The sequence below is a fragment of the Streptomyces sp. NPDC042364 genome (assembly GCF_056437585.1).
In genome coordinates, this window is sequence record NZ_JBWKAJ010000029.1 from 56,483 (window position 1) to 78,024 (window position 21,542).

Annotated in this window: 21 protein-coding genes, 1 pseudogene and 1 riboswitch; of the genes and pseudogenes, 13 read left to right on the top strand and 9 right to left on the bottom strand. The window is 71.5% G+C overall.

The window, feature by feature from the left end; translation table 11 throughout:
• Window positions 1-36: 36 nt before the first annotated feature.
• The 4 genes and pseudogenes from AC067N_RS35735 to AC067N_RS35750 form a co-directional block, all read left to right on the top strand.
• Entirely contained in the window at window positions 37-1,797 is a 1,761-nt protein-coding gene (locus AC067N_RS35735) for an FAD-dependent oxidoreductase (RefSeq protein ID WP_478683104.1), read from the top strand.
• 570 nt (window positions 1,798-2,367) lie between these two features.
• Entirely contained in the window at window positions 2,368-3,126 is a 759-nt protein-coding gene (locus AC067N_RS35740; protein ID WP_478683105.1) for a hypothetical protein, read from the top strand.
• Window positions 3,116-3,793 (top strand): Fic family protein, encoded by a 678-nt coding sequence (locus AC067N_RS35745; protein WP_478683106.1) that lies wholly within the window; start codon window positions 3,116-3,118, stop codon window positions 3,791-3,793. The genes AC067N_RS35740 and AC067N_RS35745 overlap by 11 nt, the downstream gene beginning before the upstream one ends.
• A 77-nt stretch (window positions 3,794-3,870) precedes the next feature.
• Window positions 3,871-4,298, top strand: a pseudogene (locus AC067N_RS35750) (IS5 family transposase); the annotation flags it as partial.
• A 72-nt stretch (window positions 4,299-4,370) separates the two neighbouring features.
• On the opposite strand, the gene AC067N_RS35755 reads toward AC067N_RS35750, so the two are convergent.
• A complete protein-coding gene (locus tag AC067N_RS35755; protein WP_478683107.1) occupies window positions 4,371-5,156 on the bottom strand; it encodes a TSUP family transporter in 786 nt (261 codons plus the stop codon).
• 126 nt (window positions 5,157-5,282) lie between these two features.
• Window positions 5,283-6,020, bottom strand: coding sequence for a DUF1775 domain-containing protein (locus AC067N_RS35760; protein ID WP_478683108.1), 738 nt, complete (start codon window positions 6,018-6,020; stop codon window positions 5,283-5,285).
• A gap of 244 nt (window positions 6,021-6,264) precedes the next feature.
• Window positions 6,265-6,448: riboswitch (cobalamin riboswitch) on the top strand.
• Between the two features lie 30 nt (window positions 6,449-6,478).
• On the opposite strand from AC067N_RS35760, the gene AC067N_RS35765 reads away from it, so the two are divergent.
• The 4 genes from AC067N_RS35765 to AC067N_RS35780 are packed head-to-tail and all read left to right on the top strand — an operon-like array spanning window position 6,479 to window position 9,143.
• Window positions 6,479-7,177: an energy-coupling factor ABC transporter permease gene (locus AC067N_RS35765; RefSeq protein WP_478683109.1), complete on the top strand. Its 699-nt coding sequence runs from the start codon at window positions 6,479-6,481 to the stop codon at window positions 7,175-7,177.
• Complete coding sequence (locus tag AC067N_RS35770) at window positions 7,174-7,533, top strand: energy-coupling factor ABC transporter substrate-binding protein (protein ID WP_478683110.1); 360 nt, start codon at window positions 7,174-7,176, stop codon at window positions 7,531-7,533. The genes AC067N_RS35765 and AC067N_RS35770 overlap by 4 nt, the downstream gene beginning before the upstream one ends.
• A gap of 6 nt (window positions 7,534-7,539) precedes the next feature.
• Complete coding sequence (gene cbiQ / locus AC067N_RS35775) at window positions 7,540-8,289, top strand: cobalt ECF transporter T component CbiQ (RefSeq protein WP_478683111.1); 750 nt, start codon at window positions 7,540-7,542, stop codon at window positions 8,287-8,289.
• Complete coding sequence (locus AC067N_RS35780; protein ID WP_478683112.1) at window positions 8,286-9,143, top strand: energy-coupling factor ABC transporter ATP-binding protein; 858 nt, start codon at window positions 8,286-8,288, stop codon at window positions 9,141-9,143. Before cbiQ ends, AC067N_RS35780 begins: the two co-directional genes overlap by 4 nt.
• 49 nt (window positions 9,144-9,192) lie before the next feature.
• Here AC067N_RS35780 and AC067N_RS35785 read toward each other — a convergent pair whose 3' ends face one another.
• From AC067N_RS35785 to AC067N_RS35810, 6 genes are read right to left on the bottom strand one after another with little or no spacing between them, the layout of a single operon-like run.
• On the bottom strand, window positions 9,193-10,086 hold the full coding sequence (locus tag AC067N_RS35785; RefSeq protein WP_478683113.1) for an amidohydrolase family protein: 894 nt from the start codon (window positions 10,084-10,086) through the stop codon (window positions 9,193-9,195).
• A complete protein-coding gene (locus AC067N_RS35790; RefSeq protein ID WP_478683114.1) occupies window positions 10,083-10,394 on the bottom strand; it encodes an L-rhamnose mutarotase in 312 nt (103 codons plus the stop codon). Before AC067N_RS35790 ends, AC067N_RS35785 begins: the two co-directional genes overlap by 4 nt.
• The gene (locus AC067N_RS35795; protein WP_478683115.1) at window positions 10,391-11,434 is read right to left on the bottom strand and encodes an aldo/keto reductase; all 1,044 of its coding nucleotides are present in this window, start codon (window positions 11,432-11,434) and stop codon (window positions 10,391-10,393) included. Before AC067N_RS35795 ends, AC067N_RS35790 begins: the two co-directional genes overlap by 4 nt.
• Window positions 11,431-12,201: an SDR family NAD(P)-dependent oxidoreductase gene (locus AC067N_RS35800; protein WP_478683116.1), complete on the bottom strand. Its 771-nt coding sequence runs from the start codon at window positions 12,199-12,201 to the stop codon at window positions 11,431-11,433. The genes AC067N_RS35795 and AC067N_RS35800 overlap by 4 nt, the downstream gene beginning before the upstream one ends.
• A complete protein-coding gene (locus AC067N_RS35805) occupies window positions 12,198-13,535 on the bottom strand; it encodes an enolase C-terminal domain-like protein (RefSeq protein WP_478683117.1) in 1,338 nt (445 codons plus the stop codon). Before AC067N_RS35805 ends, AC067N_RS35800 begins: the two co-directional genes overlap by 4 nt.
• A gap of 14 nt (window positions 13,536-13,549) precedes the next feature.
• Entirely contained in the window at window positions 13,550-14,401 is an 852-nt protein-coding gene (locus AC067N_RS35810) for a fumarylacetoacetate hydrolase family protein (protein WP_478683118.1), read from the bottom strand.
• A gap of 406 nt (window positions 14,402-14,807) precedes the next feature.
• On the opposite strand from AC067N_RS35810, the gene AC067N_RS35815 reads away from it, so the two are divergent.
• The 4 genes from AC067N_RS35815 to AC067N_RS35830 all read left to right on the top strand — a co-directional run bounded on the left by AC067N_RS35815 (window position 14,808) and on the right by AC067N_RS35830 (window position 19,353).
• Window positions 14,808-15,860, top strand: a complete 1,053-nt coding sequence (locus tag AC067N_RS35815; RefSeq protein ID WP_478683119.1) for a sugar ABC transporter substrate-binding protein — start codon at window positions 14,808-14,810, stop codon at window positions 15,858-15,860.
• Between the two features lie 52 nt (window positions 15,861-15,912).
• Window positions 15,913-17,538: a sugar ABC transporter ATP-binding protein gene (locus AC067N_RS35820; protein WP_478683120.1), complete on the top strand. Its 1,626-nt coding sequence runs from the start codon at window positions 15,913-15,915 to the stop codon at window positions 17,536-17,538.
• A gap of 2 nt (window positions 17,539-17,540) precedes the next feature.
• The gene (locus AC067N_RS35825) at window positions 17,541-18,581 is read left to right on the top strand and encodes an ABC transporter permease (protein ID WP_478683121.1); all 1,041 of its coding nucleotides are present in this window, start codon (window positions 17,541-17,543) and stop codon (window positions 18,579-18,581) included.
• Window positions 18,582-18,651: 70 nt separating this feature from the next.
• Window positions 18,652-19,353 carry a FadR/GntR family transcriptional regulator gene (locus tag AC067N_RS35830; RefSeq protein WP_478683122.1) on the top strand — a complete coding sequence of 234 codons (702 nt, stop codon included), beginning with the start codon at window positions 18,652-18,654 and terminating at the stop codon, window positions 19,351-19,353.
• A gap of 65 nt (window positions 19,354-19,418) precedes the next feature.
• On the opposite strand, the gene AC067N_RS35835 is transcribed toward AC067N_RS35830, so the two are convergent.
• Entirely contained in the window at window positions 19,419-20,735 is a 1,317-nt protein-coding gene (locus AC067N_RS35835; RefSeq protein WP_478683123.1) for a phytase, read from the bottom strand.
• A 261-nt stretch (window positions 20,736-20,996) separates the two neighbouring features.
• Here AC067N_RS35835 and AC067N_RS35840 point away from each other — a divergent pair, with 261 nt between their 5' ends.
• Window positions 20,997-21,239 (top strand): hypothetical protein, encoded by a 243-nt coding sequence (locus tag AC067N_RS35840; protein WP_478683124.1) that lies wholly within the window; start codon window positions 20,997-20,999, stop codon window positions 21,237-21,239.
• Window positions 21,240-21,542 lie beyond the last annotated feature (303 nt).

Genomic DNA, 21,542 nt, shown 5'->3' on the forward strand with positions numbered 1-21,542 from the left:
CCCTGACGGATTTCCACAGAGCTTCACGGAGACAGCATGAGCACGCCTGAAAGCTACGACACCGATGTTCTCGTCATCGGCAGCGGACCCGCCGGCGGAACCGCCGCCCTGCTGTTGGCCACCTACGGTGTGCGCACCCACCTGGTCACCAAGTACGGATGGCTCGCCGACACCCCGCGGGCCCACATCACCAACCAGCGTGCCATGGAGGTCTTCCGCGACCTCGGGATCGAGCAAGAGGCGCTGGAGAAGGGCACACCGAGCCATCTGATGGGCGACACCGTGTTCGCCACCTCACTCGTCGGCGACGAGATCGGCCGCATCCGCACCTGGGGCACCGGTGACGAGAGCCTGACCGAGTACGCGTCCCAGAGTCCCTGCGGGATGATCGACCTCCCGCAGACCTACCTGGAGCCCATCCTCCTGGCCAACGCCGCCAAGCGGGGCGCCGTGGTCCGGTTGAACACAGAACTCGTCGACTTCGAGCAGGACGCGGACGGCGTGACCGCCACCCTGCGCGACCGGCCCAGCGGAAACGAGCACACTGTCCGCGCCCGTTACATGATCGGCGCCGACGGCGGCCGCAGCATCGTCGCGGAGAAGCTGGGGCTGCCGATGGAGGGGCAGATGGGTAAGGCCGGCAGCATGAACATCGTCTTCAGGGCCGACCTCGGGCAGTACGTCGAACATCGTCCCAGCGTCCTGTACTGGATCATGCGCCCGGGCGCCGACGTCGGAGGCATCGGCATGGGCCTGCTGCGCATGGTCCGGCCCTGGAACGAGTGGCTCATCGTCTGGGGCTACGACATCGACAACCCACCGTCCGCGCTCACCGACGAAGCTGCGGCAGCGATCGTCCGCGACCTCGTGGGTGACGACGAACTCGACGTGCAGATTGACAGCGCCTCCCTGTGGACCGTCAACCACGCCTACGCCACCCGGCTGCACGCCGGCCGCGTCTTCTGTGCCGGGGACGCCGTCCACCGGCATCCGCCGTCCAACGGCCTCGGCTCCAACACCTCCGTCCAGGACTCCTACAACCTGGCGTGGAAGCTGGCGGCCGTACTCAAGGGACACGCCGGACCGGCGCTGCTGGACACCTACACCGACGAACGAGCCCCCGTCGCCAAGCAGATCGTCGAACGCGCGAACCTCTCCCGGGACCAGTTCCTTCCGCTCTTCGAGGCTCTCGGCGTCGTGGGTGGGGACGAGGAAGGCATCTCCAAGGCGCTGCACGCGGCCCGGCAGCCGGACGCCGACGGGGCGAAGAAGCGGCGGGCCATCCGCGAGGCGATCGAACTGAAGCACTACGAGTTCAACGCCCACGGCGTCGAACACAACCAGCGCTACAAGTCGGCCGCCGTCATCCCCGACGGCACCGTCGAAACGATCTCCCGCGACGACGAACTCTTCGGCCGCCCGACCTCCCGCCCCGGCGCGAAACTGCCGCACGCCTGGCTCGTGGACGACAAGGGCGCGCGCATCTCGACGCTCGACCTGGTCGGCAAGGGCAAGTTTTCCGTCGTCACCGGCCTGGCCGGAGCCCCGTGGGCCGACGCCGCCGAAACCCTGGTCCGGGAACTCGGTCTCGACCTGCGCACCGTCGTCATCGACCGCGACGCGCACGACGCGTACGGCGAGTGGAGCCGCCGCGCGGAGATCGACGAGGAGGGTGTGCTGCTCGTCCGCCCCGACGGGTACGTGGCCTGGCGCCGGCCGGGCGGCGCCGCCGACATCACCGAGGCGACCCGGCTGCTGCGGGAGGCGCTGACCAGGGTGCACCGCCGACCCGCATGACGTGCGGCACACGCCGCATGACCTTCGCCCACTTGGCGGCGACTGCTCCTGACCCGCCGAGTTGGCCTGCACGCACGTGACCGCGGCCTGAGTCTGGTCAGGCCTGCGGGGGCGGTCTCGGGAGCGACCGTGGTGCGGTGCCGGCGTCCGGGGGCCGTCCCAGGTGCTGGAGGGGCCGGGGCCGTAGCGGGCGCTCAGTTCGTCGGGGAAGTCGGCGTAGATCTGCTGGACGTAGAGGCCGTGGCGGATGTAGCCCTTGACGACGGCGGTGAGAAGCGGGTCGTTGATGACGGCGGCGTTCCAGTCGTGGCCGTCCGGTGCGAGGGCCCAGAGGGTGTCGTGGTTGTCGGCGACGACGGCGAGGTGCCTGGCCTGGTGGTGGCAATAGGACGCCCTCGGTGCTGGTGTGCGTGGCAGCGGCGGAGTCGTGGTTCTGCTGGACGGCACCCTCGTCCGTACGCGCCGTCGCACCATCTTGCGGACCGACATGGCCGCCCACCGAACTCTGCAGATGGCCCGGCAGCGTCCCACTGTGCGCCATGGAAGTAGATCGGCGGCGCGGAAACTTGTATGACAAAGCCGCGAGGCTTTGGCACGATCGCTCAGTCGCCCTGCACTGCCCGGTTCTGGAGGAACGCCACGGCCATCAATGACGAGCTCGCTCCGGCCTGGTTGCCATGGTCTGCGGTCGATCCCGATCTCATTGCCTTCACCTGGAACGATGAGGAGGACTCTCAGGTCACCTCAGCGATCGCCTCGATGGTGCCTCCTGCCGATGCCGGGTGGGAAGCGAATCATCGCTTCATCACCGAGGTCACGGTGCTTCTGGCAGCCCGATACGGCCGGTGGGCCTGCGGATGGCATTGGGCGGTTGGCGAGGGCGGCGGCGGTGGCATCGTCACCAGCTGGTGCTGCGCCTCCCATTCGATAGGCGAACCCGCAGCGACGGCCGCCAAGGTGATCGCGTCGCTGCTGGAGTGGCGCGACTGGCTGGAGGAGTTGGCCGAGCGGTTCGGTCGGTTGGCGCCGCCCGCTGGAGCGGACGCCGAGGAGCGCAGCTGGCACCTGGAACGGGCGGCTACCCGGTTGGTGACAGTGGTGGTGGACCGCACGGGTGCCGAATGCGGCTGGTACGGGCTCTGCCGCACGGTGCTGACGTGGTTCCTCTCTTCTACGGGCATGGGGTCGGAAAGCGCGAAGGACGCGGTCGAGACCGCAATCGGTGGACGGTTCGAGAGCTGGACGGAACCGTCGCGGACCCTGGTCGACGCCGTGGGCGAGGACCTTGCCGTAGGCCTGACCGGAGAGCAGCCTTACCGTGACCGCTGACGCCTTGACCGACTGGTGCCATGTCAGGAACCAGATCGACTGGACTTCCGCGGCAGGTGAGACACCGGCCCCAGTCGAGGCGACCGTGGACGGCTTCGGTACCTGGTGCGATGCGGGGGGCCGTTCCTCGGATCCGGGTCGAGCCGACCGATTGCGAGCGGCGCTGGCTCAGTCGCGCGCAGACGCCTCCCACAAGCGCCCCCTCACCTGCGCGCTTCTGGCTGAGTGGCAGCGGTTTGTCCTCGGCATGCCAGAGGTTGCATTCCGGCAAGGCGATGCCTTCGCCAAGGGCGGCCGGGAACGCTACGCACTCACGCCACACACCCAGCGAGATTTTGCGCGTTGCCTGCGCGACAGCGCCGACCGCCAAGTCCCCCTGGCCTCCCGCGCAGCCAGGGCCTACCTGGACGTGGCCTTCTTCCACCCCTTCACCGATGGCAATGCCCGCCTCGCCATGCTCACCCTCGCCTATGTCCTGGAGCTGGAGGGAGTCCGGCTGGATCAGACTGGCCCTTTACAGACCACGCGCTACGCGGACGACGCTGCCGGCGCAGCTGACCTGGCTGTCCTGGTCTCCGTCCTCATCCGCTCGGCCCACCACCGAGGGCCCGCTCCTGAGAGCGCAACCTCCCGTCAAGTTCCCTTGATCAATCTGGCCGGGAGGTGAGCACGTACATCCGTACGCGGCTGAGCACGTCGGTGTGACGCCGACACTTGACGAAGCAAACGCGTGGGATGTCTGTCGACCGGGGCAAGTACGGATCGAGGATCCACTGATCACCGAGCGGACGGGTCTACCTCTGTCCGTCGGAATCTCGGGGACGAACCTGCACGACAGCCAGGCACTGATCCCCCTGGTGAAGGGCATACCGCCGATCCGCTCCCGCCGCGGGCGGCGACGCAGACCGGACAAGCTCCACGCGGACAAGGGCTACGACTAGTCCCACCTGCGGCGATGGTTACGGGGGCGTGGCATCAAGCAACGCATCGCCCGCAGGGGGATCGAGACCTCGCAGCGGCTGGGCCGCCACCGTTGGACCATCGAGCGCACCATGTCCTGGCTAGCAGGCTGCCGCTGCCTCCACCGCCGCTGTGAGCGCAAGGCCGAGCACTTCCTCGCGTTCGCGAGCATCGCCTGCACCCTCATCCGTTATCGGCGGCTCGTCTGCTAAGGAGTCCTGTCACTATGTGCGCCCGGGTCGGTCGGGTCGCGGCAGGGTCCCGCGGCGGAAGGCCGCAGGCGTTCAACGCACCGTCTGTACGGCGTACAGGACACCCACCGCCGTGGCCAGGGTGCCCAGCAGCAGCCGCAAGGCCGTCTCGGGGAGCCGTGGTTGCAGGAGTGCGCCCAGGTAGCCGCCCAGCAGACCGCCGAGGCCGCAGGCCAGGCCGAGGGACCAGACGGGGGCGATGTCGCCGGAGCCGGTGAGGGAGAGCAGGGTGAAGGCCGCGGCACCGGCCACGGAGGTGACGAAGGTCGAGGCGAGCGCGGCCGGCGCCACCCTGGCGACGGGCATGCCCCGCCCCACCAGGATCGGGCCGAGGAGGGAGCCGCCGCCGATCCCGTAGATCCCGCCCACGACGCCGACCACCAGCGCCAGGCCGGTGACCGCACGGGGCGAGGGCTCCGGCGCCTGGACACGGCGGGCGGGCCGCAGGGTGCGCAGCACGAGCCACGCGCCGAGCGGCATCAGCAGGGCGGCAACCAGGAGACGGAAGACGGTCGCGCCGGGGACCGCGAGGACCCGGACCACGGCACCGATGACGACGCCGGGCAGGGTGCCCGCCAGCAGCCCGCGGGTCAGAGGGCCGTCCAGGGCGCCCGCGCGGTGGTGACGCAACAGGGCGCCGGGCCCGGACACCACGTTGAACAGCAGGTTCGTCGGGGTGACGGCCGGGCTCGGCACACCCAGCACGCTCAGTTGGACGGGCAGCAGGAAGACCGCGCCCGAGACCCCCACGGGCGCGGTCACCGCCGCGATCAGCATGCCGACGGCGAGCCCGGCCGCCCCCGTCGACCAGATCGTCATCCGTCAGACCTCCATCCGGCCGAGCTTCATCCCTCAAAGATCATCCGTCAGACCTTCGTCCAGGAGAGCTTCATCCGTGAGACCGTCATCCGTCCGGTCCGTCGTCATCCGTCCGGTCCGTACGGGTCAGGCGGCTCCGCCGCGGCGGCCGCGCCACCACCACAGGCCACCGCCGAGGGCGAGGACGGCCGCGCCGATACCGAGGGGCACGGCCAGGGGGACGCCGTCGTCGCCGTCGGTGCTGTCCGCCGCGGGCTTCGCCGTTGCTTCCGCGGCCTCGAGGTCGGGCTCCGGCGAGGCGGTCGCCGGCGAGGGCTCCTCCGAAGGGCTGGGGGTGGGACTGACGAGTTCCGCGCCGGGAGCGGCGGGCTCCAGGTCCAGCCGGGGCGCGGGGTGACCGTGGCCGTGCCCGTCGCCGCCGGAGTCGTCCAGTTCGATCCAGCGGTCCACCTTGCCGTCGCTGTAGAACTGCAGCGTCTTGAACACCAGCGACTTCGCGTCGGGCAACTGCCGTACGGAGACGACGTACTCGGCGTCCTCCCCCACCGCGAGCTTCGGTCCCGAGACGGTGTAGCCCCGTTCGGTGGCGGCGAACTTCCAGCCCTTGGGGCCCTCTTCGTAGCCGACGTCGGCGGGGGCGATGCCCTTCGGCAGGATGACCTCCAGCTTGGTGATGCCGGCGGAGGCGGACTCCGACTCGGCGGAGAAGGTCAGCTCGACGTTCTGGTCGAGGGCGCGGGCGCCCTCCGCCTCGACCTCCGTGTGCGCCGCGGCCGGTGCCGCGGTGACGACGGCGAACGCGAGCGCGGTCGCGGTGAGGACGCCGAGACGGCGCGTGCTGCGTGCCAGGGTCGGGCGGTGCACAGCTGACTCCCTTGTACCGAAGGTGTGAAGCCTGCATTCAAGCGCAGGGCCGACGTCCGGGCCAAGGGCGGCCCGCGGTGCCGGGACGTCCGTCCTACCGGCAAATCCGCCGCACCGGGCAAGGCCGTTGGGTCCTCCCCGCGCGGTGCGGCGCGTGGGACAGCTGAGGCGTGCGCCGGGGTGTGTGCTGTTCACCACCGCCTTCACGCCCCCGTCTGCGCTTGTCAGCGGCCTTGTGGGGGCACTACTGTCACCACGCCTTGGTGAACGGGAAATCCGGTGTGATGCCGGTGCGGCCCTCGCCACTGTGATCGGGAAGTCCGGCTCCAGTCCTCGCGGACAGCCACTGGGTCCTTGTGACCCGGGAAGGCGGAGCACGGGCGGTGGTACCCGTCAGCCAGGAGACCGGCCAAGGCACGTCAACCATCCACGAGGTGCTGGAGAGGGTCTGCTGAGCCATGCACATAGCCGAGGGTTTCCTTCCCCCGGCGCACGCGATCGCCTGGGGTGTCGCGTCCGCGCCGTTCGTCGTCCACGGAGTACGGTCACTCACCCGTGAGGTCAGGGAACACCCTGAGAGCACGCTGCTGCTCGGTGCCTCGGGGGCTTTCACCTTCGTCCTGTCGGCGCTGAAGCTGCCGTCCGTCACCGGGAGTTGCTCCCACCCCACCGGCACCGGACTCGGTGCCATCCTGTTCCGGCCGCCGATCATGGCGGTGCTGGGCACCATCACCCTGCTCTTCCAGGCCCTGCTGCTCGCCCACGGCGGACTGACCACACTCGGCGCCAACGTCTTCTCCATGGCGATCGTCGGCCCCTGGGCCGGATACGCCGTCTACAAGCTGCTGCGGCACTACGACGTGCCGTTGATGGTCGCGGTGTTCTTCGGCGCGTTCTTCGCCGACCTGTCCACCTACTGCGTCACCAGTGTCCAGCTCGCGCTCGCGTTCCCCGACCCGAGCAGCGGGTTCCTGGGCGCGCTCGGCAAGTTCGGTTCCATCTTCGCCATCACCCAGCTCCCCCTCGCGGTGAGCGAGGGCCTGCTCACGGTGCTGGTGATGCGGCTTCTGGTGCAGTCGAGCAAGGGCGAGCTGACCCGGCTCGGGGTGCTCGTGGCGGGCAAGCGGGAGACGAAGAGCGAGGCGGTGGCGCGATGAGCCGGAACACGAAGATCAACGTCCTGCTGCTGCTCGTGGTGGCCGCGCTCGCGGTGCTGCCGCTGGCTCTCGGCCTCGGCGACCACAAGAAGGAGCCCTTCACGGGGGCGGACGGGGAGGCCGAGAGCGCGATCACCGAGATCGAGCCGGACTACAAGCCGTGGTTCTCGCCCCTGTACGAGCCGCCCTCCGGTGAGATCGAGTCCGCGCTGTTCTCCCTCCAGGCCGCCCTCGGCGCGGGCGTCCTCGCCTACTACTTCGGCCTGCACCGGGGCCGCCGCCAGGGCGAGGCGCGGGCACTGGCACAGCAGGAGACCGCGAGGACGCCGGCCGGGTCCGGCTCCGAAGAGGTCTGACGCCACGTGCTACCGATCGACGAGGCGGCGCACAGCAGTCGCTGGCGCCGCCGCCATCCCGTGGACAAGGCCGTGCTCGGGCTCGGCCTCACCGTGCTCGCGATCTCGCTGCCGCCCTGGCCCGGCGCGGCCCTCGTCCTGCTGACCGCGCTCGTCGTGCTGCTCGGACCGGCCGGTGTGCCGCGTCGCCGGCTGTGGCGCGCCTACCGGGTGCCGCTGGGGTTCTGTGTGACCGGGGCGCTGCCGCTGCTCGTCCAGGTCGGCGGGCCCGACGGGTTCGTGACCCTGGCCGCGGGCGGTCCGGTCCGTGCGGCGGAGCTGCTGCTGCGGACCTCCGCCGCCTCCCTGGGCGTCCTGCTGTTCGCCTTCACCACCCCCATGTCGGACCTGCTGCCGCGGCTGGTGCGGGCCGGGGTGCCCGCACCGGTGGTGGACGTCGCCCTGGTGACGTACCGCATGAGCTTCCTGCTCCTGGACTCCGTACGCCGGATCCGCGACGCGCAGGCGGCCCGGCTCGGGCACACCACCCGCGCCGCCACCTGGCGGTCCCTGGCCGGGCTCGGCGCGACCGCGTTCGTACGGGCCTTCGACCGGGCGGCGCGGCTCCAGACGGGCCTGGCCGGGCGGGGCTACGACGGCACCCTGCGCGTCCTGGTGCCCGAGGCTCGGGTCTCCGTCCGCTTCACCTCCGTCAGCGTCGTCCTCCTCGCGGCCGTGGCCGCTCTCACCTTCGTCCTGGAAAGGCCGCTGACATGAGCGAGCCCGTGCTCGTCGCCCTGCGGGGCGCGTCGTTCGCGTACGAGGACGGCCCGGCCGTGCTCAGTGAGCTCGACTTCGAGGTGCGCGAGGGGCGCGCGCTCGCCCTGCTGGGCCGCAACGGCAGCGGCAAGACGACGCTGATGCGGCTGCTCAGCGGTGGACTCCGGCCGCGTTCGGGTGAGTTGACGGTCGAGGGGCGGCCGGTGACCTACGACCGCAAGGGCCTGACCGGGCTGCGGACGACCGTTCAGCTGGTGGTGCAGGACCCGGACGACCAGCTCTTCGCGGCCTCGGTCGCCCAGGACGTGTCGTTCGGACCGCTGAACCTCGGGCTGCCCGACGACCAGGTACGGGTCCGGGTGGACGAGGCGCTCGCCGCGCTCGGTATCTCCGCCCTCGCCGACCGGCCCACCCATCTGCTCTCCTACGGCCAGCGCAAGCGGACCGCGATCGCCGGCGCGGTGGCGATGCGGCCGCGGGTGCTGATCCTCGACGAGCCGACCGCGGGACTCGACCCCGACGGCCAGGAACGGCTCCTCACCACCCTGGACGGGCTCCGCCGCTCCGGCACGACCGTGGTGATGGCGACGCACGACGTCGATCTGGCGCTGCGGTGGGCCGACGACGCGGCGCTGCTCACCCCGTCCGGTGCCCGGACGGGCCCGGTGGCCGCGATGCTGGCCCGTACGGACCTCCTCGAACAGGCGGGGTTGCGCCTGCCCTGGGGCATCGCGGTCACCCGGCTCCTGCGCGAGCAGGGGCTGTTGACCGACCAGGCGCCCGGTCCGCGGACCCCGGACGAGCTGGCGGCGCTGGTGGGGGCCGCTCCCCCGGTACCGGCCGACGGCTGACCCGGGCCGCACGGCCACGCGGCCGGGGGCAGTGGTCCGCCTGCCCCGGTCAGATGGGCAGGCCGTAGGTGCGGACGGCACAGTCGGCGAAGACGTCCCGGCGTTCGGCGGGGCTGAGCCGGGAGACCAACGCCTCGGCCGTGTCGAGTACTTCGCGGTAGTCGGAGGCGAGCCGGCAGACGGGCCAGTCGGAGCCGAACATCAGCCGGTGGGGGCCGAAGGCGTCCAGGACGGTGTCCGCGTACGGGACCAGGTCGGCAACCCGCCAGGAGTCCCAGTCGGCCTCCGTGACCAGCCCGGAGAGCTTGCAGACGGTGTTCGGCAGGGCGGCCAGCCGCCGTATCCCCTCCGCCCACGGCTCCAGTTCGCCGGAGGCCACGGGCGGTTTGGCGAGGTGGTCGAGGACGAAGGTGAGCCGGGGCAGCCGCCGGGCGGCCTCCACGGCGGCGGCGAGCTGGTGGGGTCTGACCAGCAGGTCGTAGGCGAGGCCCGCGTCCGCGACGGCGGACAGGCCCCGCAGGACGTCCGGGCGTACCAGCCAGCGGGGATCAGGCTCGCCCTGCACCTGGTGGCGGATGCCCACCAGATGCTCGCCGCCGGGGCCTTCGCGCAGCCCGGCGAGGGTGTCGGCGACCTCGGGCGAGGTGAGGTCGGTCCAGCCGACGACCCCGGCGACCAGGGTGCTGCCGGCGGCCAGGGCCAGGAACTCGGGGGTCTCCTCCACCACGGTGACCGTCTGCACGAGCACGGTGGCCGTGACTCCGGCGGCACGCGCCTCCGGTTCCAGGTCCGTGAGGGTGAAGTCACGGCGCAGCGGAGCGAGTTCGGGGCCGGTGATCCAGTCCTGGCCGCGGACGGAGAGGTCCCAGACGTGGTGGTGGGCGTCGACGACACCGACGCCGTCCACCGTGCCCGCTCCGACGCCCGTGCCCGTGCCGGTCACAGCTCCCACACCACGGGCAGTGAGGCGTCGGAGCCCTCCGCGGAGTAGTCGTGGACGACGTCCAGCAGTTCGGCCATGCGGGCCTGCCAGGCGATGTTGACCGGCAGTCTCTCCAGCTCCGCGATCATCGCCGCGTAGTCCTCGACCTCCAGGACGTGGAAGAGGTCGGTGCCGCTGCGCCAGATCGTCCAGGCGCCGACCCCGGCGGCGCGGATCGCGGCGGTCAGTTCCTCGGGGACCTCGCGGTGCGCGGCCTCGTACTCGGCGACGCGGTCGGCGCGGACCTTGGTGTGCAGGGCGACCCTCACGACGGCTCCTTCGGTGACGGGGTTGTCTCAGCGGGCCCCCTGGTCAGGGGCGTCGTCAGGGGCGTGGGCACCGGGACGTCCGGGGCGAGCAGACCTTCCGCGCGCAGGTCGTCCCAGAGGGCGGCGGGTACGGGGGTCCGCAGTCGCTCCACGGTGTCGCGCACCTCGTGGGCCGAGCGGGCGCCGGTGAGGACGCCGGCGACCGCCGGGTGGCCGAGCGGCAAGTGGAGGGCGGCGGCGCGCAGGGGCACGCCGTGGCGTTCGGTGACCGCCCTGAGCCGGCGGGCGCGGTCGAGGACGGGCTCCGGGGCGGGCGCGTAGTCGTAGGTGGCGCCCGGCCCGGGGTCGGTGAGGAGGCCGGAGTTGAAGACGCCGCCGATGAGGACGCTTCTGCCGCGGGCGGCGGCCTCGGGGAGCACGTGGGCGAGGCCCTCCTGTTCGAGGAGGGTGTAGCGGCCGGCCAGGAGGACGACGTCGATGTCGGTCTCGCGCAGGAAGCGGGCGGGGAGCGCGGACTGGTTCATGCCGACGCCGATCGCGCCGACGACGCCTTCGCCACGGAGTCGTTCCAGTGCCGGGTAGGCCTCGTCGAGGGCCTGCTCGGCGTGGTCGTCGGGGTCGTGGAGGAGGACGATGTCCACCCGGTCGAGGCCGAGGCGGTCCAGGCTGGCTTCGAGGGAGCGGCGGACGCCGTCGGCGCTGAAGTCCCAGACGCGGCGCAGGGTCGCGGGGACGGCGAAGCCGTCTGCCAGGTCGTCGCCGTCGCCGTCGGCGGGCACGAGCAGGCGGCCGACCTTGGTGGAGACGGTGTAGGTGTCCCGGGGGCGGTTCCGCAGTGCCTCACCGAGGCGGCGTTCGGACAGGCCGAGGCCGTAGTGGGGTGCCGTGTCGAAGGTGCGGATCCCGGCGTCCCAGGCGGCGTCGAGCGCGGCGGCGGCCTCCTCGTCGGCCACCGGGCGGTAGAGGTTGCCGATGCCGGCGCCTCCGTAGGCCAGTTCGGTGACCTCGACGTCGGTGCGGCCGAGGGTTCCGGTCCTCATGAGGCCGCCGGTCGGAGCCGGAGTCCCTGCATGCCGCCGTCGACGGCGAGGGCGGTGCCGGTGACGGAGGCCGCGGCGGGGCTCGCCAGATAGGCGATGGCGGCGGCGACCTCGTCGGCGGTGACGAGGCGCCCCATGGGCTGGCGGGCGTTGAGGGCGGCGCGCTCGGCCTCGGGGTCGTCGGCCGCGTCGAGGAGCCGGCCGACCCAGGGGGTGTCGGCGGTGCCGGGGTTGACGCAGTTGACGCGGATGCCCTCGCGGACGTGGTCGGCGGCCATGGCGAGGGTGAGGGACAGCACGGCGCCCTTGCTGGCGGAGTACAGGGCACGCTGCGGCAGTCCGGCCGTGGCCGCGATGGAGCACGTGTTGACGACGGCGGCGGTGCCCGGACGGGCAGTGGCGGTGCGGCGCAGATGGGCGAGCGCGGCCCGGGTGGTGCGCACGATGCCGAGGACATTGACGTCGAGGACCCGGTGCCACTGCTCGTCGGGGTTGTCCTCGACGGTGCCGATGGCGCCGATGCCGGCGTTGTTCACGAGGATGTCCAGGCCACCGAGCCGTTCGACGGCGGCGCCCACGGCGGCCCGTACGGAGGCGTCGTCCGTGACGTCGGCCTGGAAGGCGAGCAGCGGCGGTGTGGCCCCGGCGGGGTTCAGGTCGAACACGGCGACCTCGGCACCCCGCGCGGCCATCAGCCGGGCCGTGGCCAGTCCGATACCGGAGGCCCCACCGGTGACGATCGCCCGCAGCCCTGTCAGATCCGTCATGCGACTTCCTCCCGTGCAGCGAGGTCGGCGGCCCAGAAGGTGCCGTCGGGGTAACGGTATTCGGCGAGCGACGCGGGGTGCATGGTGGCGGAGAAGCCGGGGGCGAGCGGTGCGGTGTAGTGGCCCTCGCGCATCACGACCGGGGCGGTGAAGTGCTCGTGGAGGTGGTCGACGTACTCGATGACCCGGTCGTCGGTCGTGCCGGAGAGGGCCAGGTAGTCGAACATCGACAGGTGCTGGACCAGTTCGCACAGGCCGACGCCGCCGGCGTGCGGGCAGACCGGTACGCCGAACTTCGCGGCGAGCAGCAGGATCGCGAGGTTCTCGTTGACGCCGCCGACGCGTGCCGCGTCGATCTGGAGGACGTCGATGGCACCGGCCTGGAGGAGCTGCTTGAACACGATGCGGTTCTGGACGTGTTCGCCGGTGGCGACCTTCACGGGGGCGACGCCCTGACGGACGGCGGCGTGGCCGAGGATGTCGTCGGGGCTGGTGGGTTCCTCGATCCAGTACGGGTCGAACTCGGCGAGGGCGCGGGTCCATTCGACGGCCTCGCCGATGTTCCAGCGCTGGTTGGCGTCGATGGCGATGCGCACCTTGTTCCCGACGGCTGCGCGTGCGGCGCGCATCCGGCGGACGTCGTCGGTGAGGTCCGCGCCGACCTTGAGCTTGATCTGGGTGAAGCCGTCGGCGACGGCCTGCTCGGCGAGCCGGGTGAGCTTCTCGTCGGAATAGCCGAGCCAGCCCGGTGAGGTGGTGTAGCCGGGGTAGCCGCGCTCCAGCAGCGTCGCCTCGCGCTCGGCGAGTCCGGTCCTGCCCTCCCGGAGCATACGGAGTGCGTCCTCGGGGGTGAGGGCGTCGGCGATGTAGCGGAAGTCGACCTGGGAGACCAGCCATTCGGGGTCCGCGTGGGCGAGGAGCTGCCACAGCGGCCTGCCCTCCCGCTTGGCCGCCAGGTCCCACACGGCGTTGACGACGGCACCGATCGCCATGTGCATCACGCCCTTCTCGGGGCCGAGCCAGCGCAGCTGGCTGTCGCCGATCAGGTCGCGGTTGAGGGAGCCGGGGTCGGCGCACAGCTCGTCGACGGCGCGGCCCAGCAGATGGGGGCGCAGGGCGCCGATGGCGGCGACCTGGACGTCGTTGCCGCGGCCGATGGTGAAGGTGAAGCCGTGGCCTTCGAGTCCGTCGCCGGCGTCGGTGCGCAGCACGACATAGGCGGCGGAGTAGTCGGGATCCGGGTTCATGGCGTCGGACCCGTCCAGCTCCCTCGAGGTGGGGAAGCGGATGTCGTAGGTGTCGACGGCGGTGATCCGGGCGGGGGTCGTGGTCAAGGGGGTGCTGCCTTTCACGCTTGGCCGAAGGTCTGGCGCTGGCCTCCGAGCCCGTCGATCTCTAGTTCGACGGTGTCGCCGGCGCGGAGATAGGGGGTGCCGGGCAGGCCGAGGGCCACGCCCGCGGGGGTGCCGGTGTTGATCACGTCGCCCGGCTCCAGGACCATGTACCGGCTGAGGTAGGCCACGACCTGGTGGACCGGGAAGATCATGTCGCGGGTGTGGCCGTGCTGGCGCTTCACGCCGTTGACGCTCAGGCGCAGCCCCAGGTCCTGCGGGTCACCGACCTCGTCGGCGGTGACCAGCCAGGGGCCCAGCGGGTTGAAGGTCTCGCAGGACTTGCCGAGGTCCCACTGGGCGGAGTACTCGAGCTGGAACTCGCGCTCGGAGACGTCATGGCTGACCGCGTAGCCCGCGATCATCTCCGCCGCCTCGTCGGGGCCCTCCAGGTACCGGGCGCGTCGCCCGATCACGACGGCTAGCTCGACCTCCCAGTCGGTCTTCACCGAGCCGCGCGGGACGAGCACCTCGTCATGGGGGCCGACGACCGTGCCGGGGTCCTTCATGAAGACGACGGGGCGTTCGGGGATCGCGGCCCCGGTCTCGGCGGCGTGGTCGCGGTAGTTGAGCCCCACGCAGACGATCTTGCCGGGGCGGGCGACGGGGGCGCCGATCCGCAGGCCGGTGGGGTCGAGCTCGGGCAGCCCGCCCGTTTCGAGGGCGGCACGGGCCCGTTCGATACCGCCGGAGCCGAGGAAGGAGCCGTCGATGTCGGCGGTGACGCCGGACAGGTCCAGCAGCCGGCCGTCATCGGTGCGGACCGCGGGCCGCTCCTCGCCGGGGGCGCCGACGCGTAGCAGTTTCACTGGGCAGCTCCCTTGCCATAGGAGATCAGAAGTCATCGGAGGAATGGCGCACCGTGACTGTAGAGGCCGAACGGCAGGCTGACAACGCATTCCTCGGATGTATTTGATCCACGGGGGTTACTCCGCACAGGTCAAACATCCTTCATGGGTGAAATGACCCCGGGGCACATCGCAGATGATCACCCAAAGGTCGACGAAATCACTGCGGACTACCCCTTGTCAGTCTCGGCAATGCCGTCGTAACGTCCTCGTCGTCCGAGATACATCGGAGGAATCGCCCCCGGAATCCCACAGGGTCGTGGCCCTCAAACTCCGCTGCTCGTACACCGGTTGACCCTCGCTCCTCCCCTCTCTTCGGTCCGCCCTCAGGGGACTCCCCCGTCCTGGCTAAGGAGACAACCCGGCCATGAAGTTCGCTCGCACCCGCTCCACCGCCGCAGCGGCCTGTGCCCTCGCGGCCCTCGGCCTGCTCACCGCGTGCAACCGCGACAGCAGCTCGGGATCGGCCGGCTCGGCCGCCGACAGGCCCGCCATCGGTATCGACCTGCCGCGGTCCGACTCGGACTTCTGGAACTCCTACGCGGACTACCTGAAGAAGGACATCAAGACCGACGACATCAACGCCCTGCCCCTCAGCAATTCACAGAACGACGTCACCAAGCTCGTCGCCAACGTGCAGGTGTTCCAGAACACCGGCGCCAAGGCCGTCGTCATGGCCCCCCAGGACACCGGCGCCATCGCCTCCACCCTCGACACCCTCGCGTCGAAGAAGATCCCCGTGGTCAGCGTCGACACACGCCCAGACAAGGGCGACGTCTACATGGTGGTGCGCGCGGACAACCGCGCGTACGGCACCAAGGCGTGCGAGTTCCTCGGTGAGCGGCTGGGCGGCAAGGGCAAGGTCGCCGAGCTCCAGGGCGCGCTCGACTCCATCAACGGCCGCGACCGCTCGGAGGCCTTCGCCGCCTGTATGAAGGAGAAGTTCCCGAAGATCAAGGTCTTCGAGCTGCCCACCGACTGGAAGGGCGACGTCGCCTCGGCCAAGCTGCAGAGCCTGCTCGCCCAGCACCCCGATCTGAACGGCATCTACATGCAGGCCGGCGGTGTCTTCCTCCAGCCGACCCTGGCCCTACTGGAGCAGAAGGGCCTGCTGAAGCCGGCCGGCCGGAAGGGGCACATCTCGATCATCTCCAACGACGGCATCCCGCAGGAGTTCGACGCCATCCGCAAGGGCCAGATCGACGCCACCGTCTCGCAGCCCGCCGACCTGTACGCGAAGTACGCGCTGTACTACGCCAAGGCGGCCGCCGAGGGCAAGACCTTCGAGCCGGGCCCGACCGACCACGACTCCATCATCATCAAGATCCCGAACGGGCTGGAGGACCAGCTGCCCGCCCCCCTGGTGACCAAGGACAACGTGGACGACAAGGCCCTGTGGGGCAACACCGTCGGCAAGTGACCGACCGGACCGGCGACCCCTCGTACCCACCCCACGAAGGACGGTATCAACCATGGCGGACACCGCGACCGCCCCGGCGGACGGCGGCGGACACGCGGCCGGCCGGAACCCCGCCCCGGTGGCCGAGGCCACCGGGATCACCAAGAGGTTCGGCGCGACCGTCGCCCTGCGCGACGCCCGTATCAGCGTCGCCGCGGGCGAGTCGCACGCGCTGGTCGGCCGCAACGGCGCCGGCAAGTCGACGCTCGTGTCCATCCTGACCGGCCTGCAGCCCGCCGACACGGGCACCCTGCGCTTCTCCGGCGCCTCGGCGCCCGCCCTGGGGGACATCGACGCCTGGCGCTCCAAGGTCGCCTGCGTCTACCAGAAGTCGACGATCATCCCGGATCTGACGGTCGCCGAGAACCTCTTCCTGAACCGGCAGAGCGCAGGTCCGCTGCAGCCGATCCGCTGGAAACGGCTGCGGCGGCGGGCGGAGGAACTGCTCGGCGAGTACGGCGTGGACGTCGACGCCGCCGCCCGGGCGAAGGACCTCACGGTCGAACAGCGGCAGTTCGTGGAGATCGCCCGGGCCCTGTCGTTCGGGGCGCGCTTCATCATCCTGGACGAGCCGACCGCGAAGCTCGACGCCCGCGGCATCAACCGGCTGTTCGGCAAGCTCCGCGACCTCCAGCGGCAGGGCGTGGCCTTCCTCTACATCTCGCACCACCTCCAGGAGGTGTACGACCTCTGCGCCACGGTCACGGTCTACCGCGACGCGGCGCACATCCTGACCGCCCCCGTCGCGGAACTCGGCCACCGGGCACTGGTGGAGGCCATGACCGGGGAGTCCACCACGACCGCCGCGGAGATCGTGGAGAACCGGGGTCCGGTCCGGTCCGACGCCGCCGAGCTCCTGGCCGTGGAGGGGCTCAGCCTGCCCGGCGCCTGCCGGGACCTCTCGCTGACCGTGCGGGCCGGCGAGGTCGTCGGCCTGGCCGGCGCCACGGCCAGCGGCAACGTACGGGTCGGAGAGGCCATTGCCGGTCTGCACCGCGCCGAGGAGGGCACCGTCTCCGTCGGCGGACGGGGCATCCGCACCGGCGACGTCCCGTCGGCGCTCGCCGTGGGCGTCGGTCTGGTCCCCGAGGACCGGCATCTGCAGGGCCTGGTGAACAACCGCAGCGTGGCGGAGAACGCGACGCTCACCGTCACCGACCAGCTGGGCCCGTACGGCACCGTGCTGCCCGCCCGGACCAGGGTCTTCGCCCAGCGCATGATCCGGGCACTCGACATCAAGACGCCGGGCGCGGCGACCCCGGTCTCCGCCCTCTCCGGCGGCAACCAGCAGAAGGTCGTGGTGGCCCGGGCCCTGGCCACCGACCCCCGGGTGCTGGTGGCGATCCGCCCCACCAACGGCGTGGACGTCAGGTCCAAGGAGTTCCTGCTGCGCCGGATCCGTGAGGTCGCGGACGGCGGGAAGGCAGCGCTGATCGTCTCCGACGAGCTGGACGACCTCCGCGTGTGCGACCGGGTCGTCGTCATGTTCCACGGGCGTGCGGTCGCCGAGTTCGACCGCGGCTGGAGGGACGACCAGGTGGTCGCCGCCATGGAGGGCGTGGCCGACCGGGCCGAGGCGTCCGGGGGCGGAACCGACCGCACCGAAGCATCCGACACCACCGAAGAGCACGGAAGGTAGTCATGTCCGCCACCACTGATGTCACCGAGCCCACAGCGGGCACGGCGCGGGAGACCGCGGGCGGCAAGCGCCGCGGGCTCGACCTCGGTCGCTTCCGTGAGCTGTCCCTGGTACCGGCCATCCTCGTGCTGGGGCTGATCGGGTTCATCGTCTCCCCGGCCTTCCTGACCGCCGACAACCTCATCGGTGTGGCCCAGCAGTCCACCGAGCTGAGCCTGCTGGTCCTGGCCACCGCGCTGATCCTGATCGCCGGGCGGATGGACCTGTCGCTGGAGTCCACCATCGGCGTGGCGCCGGTCATCGCCGTCTGGCTGGTCCTGCCGGCCGGCGGTGCCCGGTTCACGGGGCTCGGGCTGCTCCCGGAGTGGACGGCCGTCCCGCTCTGTCTGCTGGTGGGCGTGGTGATCGGGGCCGTCAACGGCTTCCTGATCCTGAAGCTCCGCCTCAACGGGTTCATCGTCACCCTCGGCATGCTGACGATGCTCCGCGGCCTCCAGGTCGCCCTCTCCGAGGGCCAGTCCATCGTCGAGCTCCCCTCCTCCTTCACCTATCTGGGCAAGGCGTCGTGGCTGGGCGTCCCCGCCGCGATCTGGATATGCGTGGTGCTGTTCGCGGCGGGCGGCAGCGCGCTGGCCTGGCTGCGGCACGGTCGGGCGCTGTACGCGATCGGCGGCAACGCGGAGGCCGCGCGCACCGCCGGTATCCGGGTCGACCGGATCGTGTGGGCGGTGCTGATCCTCGGCAGTGTGCTGGCGGCGTTCGCCGGCATCCTCTACAGCGGGCACTACGGGTCGATCTCGGCCACCCAGGGCAGCGGCTGGATCTTCCAGGTGTTCGCCGCGACCGTCATCGGCGGGGTGAGCCTGAACGGCGGCAAGGGCTCGGTGTTCGGCGCGCTCACCGGTGTGCTGACGCTGCAACTCGTCGTGAACGTGATGACGTTGGCGGGTGTGCCGCCGCTGTGGAACCAGTTCCTCAACGGGGCGATCATCATCGTCGCGCTGATCATCTCCCGCTTCGCCTCGGGCGAGAGGCAGGAGTAGACGTGGCCGGCGGGCGGCACGCCCCTGCGGAGCCGCCCGTCCGCCGGCCCCGGCACAGGAAGGCACCCTCGTGGCACTGACGGACGAGGCGATGGACAAGATCAAGGCGATGATCGTCGCCGGTGAGCTCGCACCGGGCTCCCGGCTCCCCAAGGAGGAGGTCCTCGCCGGCCGGCTCGGCCTGTCCCGCAGTTCGCTGCGGGAGGCGGTACGGGCGCTGACCGCGATGCGGATCCTGGTCACCCGGCAGGGCGACGGCACCTATGTCTCCAGTCTGGAGCCCCATCTGCTGCTGGAGTCGCTCTCCTTCGCCTCGGACGTGTCCCAGGGGCGGACCGCCCTTCAGCTGCTCCAGGTACGGCGGCTGCTGGAGCCCCAGGCGACCGGCCTGGCCGCCCCCCTGCTCACCGAGGAGGACCTCCGGGAGCTGGGCGCGATCCTGGAACGGTCCCGGGCAGCGGCGACGGTGGAGGAGTTCGTGGGACACGACATCATGTTCCATCTGCGGATCGTCGAGGCGGTCGGCAACCCGGTGCTGTCCATGCTGCTGCGGGTGCTGTCCACCCGTACCCAGCGGGCCCGCATCGTCCGGGGCAGCCGCACCGAGCGGGCCGTGGAGCACGCCCACCGGGAGCACGACGAGATCCTCCGCGCGCTGCGGACCCGTGACGCCCAGCTTGCGGTCTCCACGGCTACGGTGCATGTCGCTGCGGTGGAGCAGTGGCTGGCCGCCGGGCTCGTCGACGATCCCTCCTGCGGGGCGGAGGACTGACCGCTCCCCCACCACGCCGGACCTCACGACCCCGGCGGCCCTCGCCCGCCCCGCGGACCGGGCGGTCACAGGTCGGCGGCGTCCACCACGTCACCGAGGTCCACGAACTTGAAGCCGGTGGCCGCGCGGGTGCCGCCCTCGCCGTCCGGCGCCTCCGGGGTCTCCCGGCCGTCCTGGACGACGAGGAGGCCACGCGGATAGCGGTTGCCCAGCGGGGCGTTGAGGATCGCGGCGCCGTCGCACTCCTGGACGCCGTCGAGGGTCTGCGTCGCGGCCCCGATCCGGAAGCCGCCCTCGTACTCGTTGCCCTCGCTCACCTCACGGTCGTACAGGGCGAAGGTGTCGTCGCCCTGGCTGGAGGCCAGCAAGTAGCCGTCACCGTCCTTCTCCTGAAGAAGGGTCAGGCCCTCGACGTCGGCGGTCAGCCGCTTCCCGCCGAAGCCCGGGTCGGTGCCCGGCACGCACTCCTCGGTCTCCTCGTCATAGGTGCCGGGGACGCCGTACTCCTTGACCTTGTCGACCAGGACGGGCCTACCGGTGAGGTCGGCGCGCAGTCGCCAGATGCCGATGTCCTCCTGGCCGGCGTAGAGCGTGCCGGTGGCCGGGTCGACGACCATGCCCTCGACCTGCGGGAGTTCACCGGGCTCGGCGCAGGGGCTCCAGGTGGAGCCGTCGGGCAGCCGGAAGGAGGACGGCAGGTCGAGGGTGCGGACCTTGCGGTAGCCGACCGTGCCGTGCGCGGTGGGTACGAGTTCCAGCAGGGCGAGACGTGTGCGCTCACGCCGGCTGACCAGGGCGTAGGTGCGGCCGCTCGCCCGGTCGGTCCAGGTGGCGAGGCCGTACGCGGTGCGCTGGTCGTTGATCTCGGCCTGGTCGGCGGAGAAGACGGGTGCGGCGGCCGGGTCGGTGACGTCGGTGAGGGGACCGCCGGGGCGGGAGGGGTCGATGCGGTAGACGCGAAGCCGGTCGTTGCCCCGGTCGCTCACCACCGCGAGGTCGGCGCGGCCGGCCGAGGTGCGCAGACCGGTGACGAGGTCGACGTTGTTGTACCGGCCCGGCGCGTCGTCCTCGGCCGGGGGCTTCGGCGCGGGCAGGGACTGCACCAGGCGGGCGTCCAGGTCGTAGACCCGCAGACCGCCCTCCTTGGCGGTGGCGACGACGAGGCTGCGGCCGGGGTCGGCGGGGTTGCGCCAGATCGCCGGGTCGTCGGCGTCGGAGTTGCCGCCGGGCTCGTCGTCGTGGAGCGCGGCGGTCTCGCCGGTGGCGGTCACCACGGGCAGGGCGGACGGGCCCGCGTCGGCGGGAGCCGCCGTGAGCAGGGCGGTCAGCGCGGTACCGGTGGCGAGGGCCGCAACTCGCCGGGCTGTACGGGGCGTTCTCACAAGCGCTTCCTCACCGTCGATCGGAGGTCGGCAGAGCGTGCTCGGACTGCTGCCGATTGTCGGGGACATGCAGATACTGCGGAGGGAAGCTTGCGCGCAGGCAGACGCGATCTGGCCATGCCATGACCAAAGCCCCGTGGTGTCACGCCGCGCCGCCCCGGGACGCGGGCGCGGCGGTCCGGTCGGCGGCGGGTGTTCCCGGGCAGCCCTCGGCACGGGGCGCGCCGCGGACCTATCGTGTAAGAAGCACTGTTTCGCCCCGTGCTGCTCCTGCCATCCGCGGGGGACCCCATGAAGGTCGAACTGGTTCAGCAGGCCGCCGACGCGCTGTTCGACGTCCCGGACACCGTCCACGAGGAGATCGTAGCCCTCATCGAAGCGGTGGCCGAGGAGCCGAGAATCCAGGTCAGGGAGCTGGCCGCGGTGTTCGGTGACTGGTGCTGGCTCGTCTACACGGTCCACGGCGACGTGATCGAGGTGCTGGACCTCGGCTGCGCCCGATGACACGGCATGGGCGCGAGGAGGCGGAGGGAAGCGTCAGCAGGGCGATGACGGGGCGGCCTCGCCGTGCCGGCTCGGGAGCGGCTCGGCCCTCTCGGTAGGTGCCCGGAACGGGAGCGTCATGCCCCGTCCTCCTCGCCGGACGGTGCCCCGAGCAACCGGGATGCGCTCCGGCCGCACGGTCCGGCGCCTCGTCCCGGCCGGACACCGGCCGGGAGGGCACGCTGCGCCACAGTCGGTCGGTCCTGGTCAGCAGTCCCCCGGAAGGCGGCGTCCCGGGGCCCGTGGCGTTGGTGCCGGCGCCTC

Excerpts from the sequence above, each read along its gene's own strand:
- AC067N_RS35735 (WP_478683104.1), top strand. The coding sequence starts at position 37 with ATGAGCACGCCTGAAAGCTACGACACCGATGTTCTCGTCATCGGCAGC.
- AC067N_RS35740 (WP_478683105.1), top strand. The coding sequence starts at position 2,368 with ATGACAAAGCCGCGAGGCTTTGGCACGATCGCTCAGTCGCCCTGCACT.
- AC067N_RS35755 (WP_478683107.1), bottom strand. The coding sequence starts at position 5,156 with ATGACGATCTGGTCGACGGGGGCGGCCGGGCTCGCCGTCGGCATGCTG.
- AC067N_RS35765 (WP_478683109.1), top strand. The coding sequence starts at position 6,479 with ATGCACATAGCCGAGGGTTTCCTTCCCCCGGCGCACGCGATCGCCTGG.
- AC067N_RS35770 (WP_478683110.1), top strand. The coding sequence starts at position 7,174 with ATGAGCCGGAACACGAAGATCAACGTCCTGCTGCTGCTCGTGGTGGCC.
- AC067N_RS35780 (WP_478683112.1), top strand. The coding sequence starts at position 8,286 with ATGAGCGAGCCCGTGCTCGTCGCCCTGCGGGGCGCGTCGTTCGCGTAC.
- AC067N_RS35795 (WP_478683115.1), bottom strand. The coding sequence starts at position 11,434 with ATGAGGACCGGAACCCTCGGCCGCACCGACGTCGAGGTCACCGAACTG.
- AC067N_RS35800 (WP_478683116.1), bottom strand. The coding sequence starts at position 12,201 with ATGACGGATCTGACAGGGCTGCGGGCGATCGTCACCGGTGGGGCCTCC.
- AC067N_RS35815 (WP_478683119.1), top strand. The coding sequence starts at position 14,808 with ATGAAGTTCGCTCGCACCCGCTCCACCGCCGCAGCGGCCTGTGCCCTC.
- AC067N_RS35820 (WP_478683120.1), top strand. The coding sequence starts at position 15,913 with ATGGCGGACACCGCGACCGCCCCGGCGGACGGCGGCGGACACGCGGCC.
- AC067N_RS35825 (WP_478683121.1), top strand. The coding sequence starts at position 17,541 with ATGTCCGCCACCACTGATGTCACCGAGCCCACAGCGGGCACGGCGCGG.